Annotated in this window: 2 protein-coding genes; one reads left to right on the top strand and one right to left on the bottom strand. The window is 59.7% G+C overall.

Going from position 1 to position 1618, the window contains the following annotated elements:
- Positions 1-66 precede the first annotated feature (66 nt).
- The gene (locus V7D69_RS16100) at positions 67-570 is read right to left on the bottom strand and encodes a carboxymuconolactone decarboxylase family protein (protein ID WP_333606352.1); all 504 of its coding nucleotides are present in this window, start codon (positions 568-570) and stop codon (positions 67-69) included.
- Positions 571-801: 231 nt separating this feature from the next.
- Here V7D69_RS16100 and V7D69_RS16095 point away from each other — a divergent pair, with 231 nt between their 5' ends.
- Positions 802-1482 carry a malonic semialdehyde reductase gene (locus V7D69_RS16095; RefSeq protein ID WP_333606351.1) on the top strand — a complete coding sequence of 227 codons (681 nt, stop codon included), beginning with the start codon at positions 802-804 and terminating at the stop codon, positions 1480-1482.
- Positions 1483-1618 lie beyond the last annotated feature (136 nt).

Raw genomic sequence — 1618 nt, 5'->3', positions numbered from 1 at the left:
TGCCGATCAAAAGGCCGGGGCCGATCGTGCTTCCGCTGCGATCGGCCCTGTCCATTCCTGGCGGGCTCAAAGCCGCTCAAGGTCGGGCTCAAGCTGCAGGGCAAGCGGCCCGGTAATGCGGGCCGTCATGTTGTACCAACCGATGCTGAAAAGCAAAGCCAAGCTCTTTTCATCGCCAAGGGCGGAATGGACCGCGTTCCACACGTCCCGGCTTACCTGTTGGGGCGCCTGCGTCGCGTGCCGCGCAAGACGAAGCACTGACTTCTCAAGATTCGTAAAGGCATCCGAACTCTCGAAATCCCAGATGAGTTCAAGCTTCTCCCGAGGCAGACCAAGCCGGCGGGCGATATTCCAGTGGCGCGAGAGCTCATACTGGTTGCCAAGGGTCTGGCACGCCATGATGATCGCCAGTTCTCGAAGTGCCGGATCAAGCCCGGCGCCTTCGCGCACGCGATCCGCCATGGCGATGAAGGCGCGGAGGATATCCGGACAGTTTGCCATCAATGCGAACACCCGCGCATCTGCCGCCGCACCGCGGCGCTCGTCCAGGAATGCGAACAGGTCAGGCATTGCATCCCGCGATTGCAAAGGGAGGCGGCAGACGGAAGGTGCGTCAGTATCCGCGTCCGTTTCCATACCGCCAGAATTTGTACCCATGCGAAACCACTCCCGTCCATCTTCGCCTACACGGAGTGGCGGGCTCGCGGGTGAAACGCCAATTTCCTTTTTTCATGGGCAGGAATAAATTTCATGGCTGCCGCTGTTGCGACCGGGCCGCCACTCTTGGCGGCGACTTGAGCTATGGACATAGCGCGTTTTCATGTCCGCCGTGGAGGGGATCGCTGCCATATCCAGCGTATGAGCAACATCCCCATCGATCGAACCCGGTCCGGGCGCCTGCCAGAGCCGGCCATTTCCAGCCTTTTCCACGAGGCACGGACCTACAACCGCTGGCAACGTTACGAACTTGGCGACGATGAAATTCGCGAACTCTATGAAACCGCGGCGTTCGGGCCTACCTCCGCCAATGGCAATCCCGCCCGGTTCGTCTGGGTCCGCAGCGAGGCTGCGAAGCAACGTCTCGTCGAATGCGTGAATCCTGGCAACGAAGCCAAAGTGCTCGGCGCGTCGACTACGATCATAATCGGCTATGACCCGCATTTCTATCTCAAGCTTAATCGTTTGATGCCGCACGCAGCCGATAAGCTCATCCAACTGTTCAGCGGCAATCCCCAGGACGCATGGGAAACGGCATTCAGGAACAGCGCGCTCCAGGGCGCCTACCTGATCATGGCGGCTCGGGCGCTGGGCTTGGATTGTGGGCCCCTTTCGGGCTTCGATCATGGCAAGATCAACGCCGCCTTCTTCGAGGGCACGGAGATACGAGCGAACTTTCTCTGCTGCATTGGGCATGGATCCAATGCGCACCTTATGCCGCGTAACGCACGGCTGCCATTCGAAGAGGCAAATCAGATTCTCTAGCGCCGACCGCCATCGTCCTTCCTTTTCGCCACTCGCGCGCACGATTCACGCAGTGGACGCCGCAGCTGGCTTGTGCTATCGTTAGCGCAACTAGTTCAGGAGATGGTGAGGAAGGTAAGATGGACACACGCCGCTT

Source organism: Novosphingobium sp. (assembly GCF_036733805.1).
Classification (GTDB): domain Bacteria; phylum Pseudomonadota; class Alphaproteobacteria; order Sphingomonadales; family Sphingomonadaceae; genus Novosphingobium.
The sequence above is the reverse complement of the archived record's forward strand: the minus strand, read 5'-3'. Positions and strand labels throughout refer to the sequence as shown.

What these genes read in the sequence shown, in the direction of transcription:
- V7D69_RS16100 (WP_333606352.1), bottom strand. Translation starts at nt 570, where the DNA reads ATGCCTGACCTGTTCGCATTCCTGGACGAGCGCCGCGGTGCGGCGGCA.
- V7D69_RS16095 (WP_333606351.1), top strand. Translation starts at nt 802, where the DNA reads ATGGACATAGCGCGTTTTCATGTCCGCCGTGGAGGGGATCGCTGCCAT.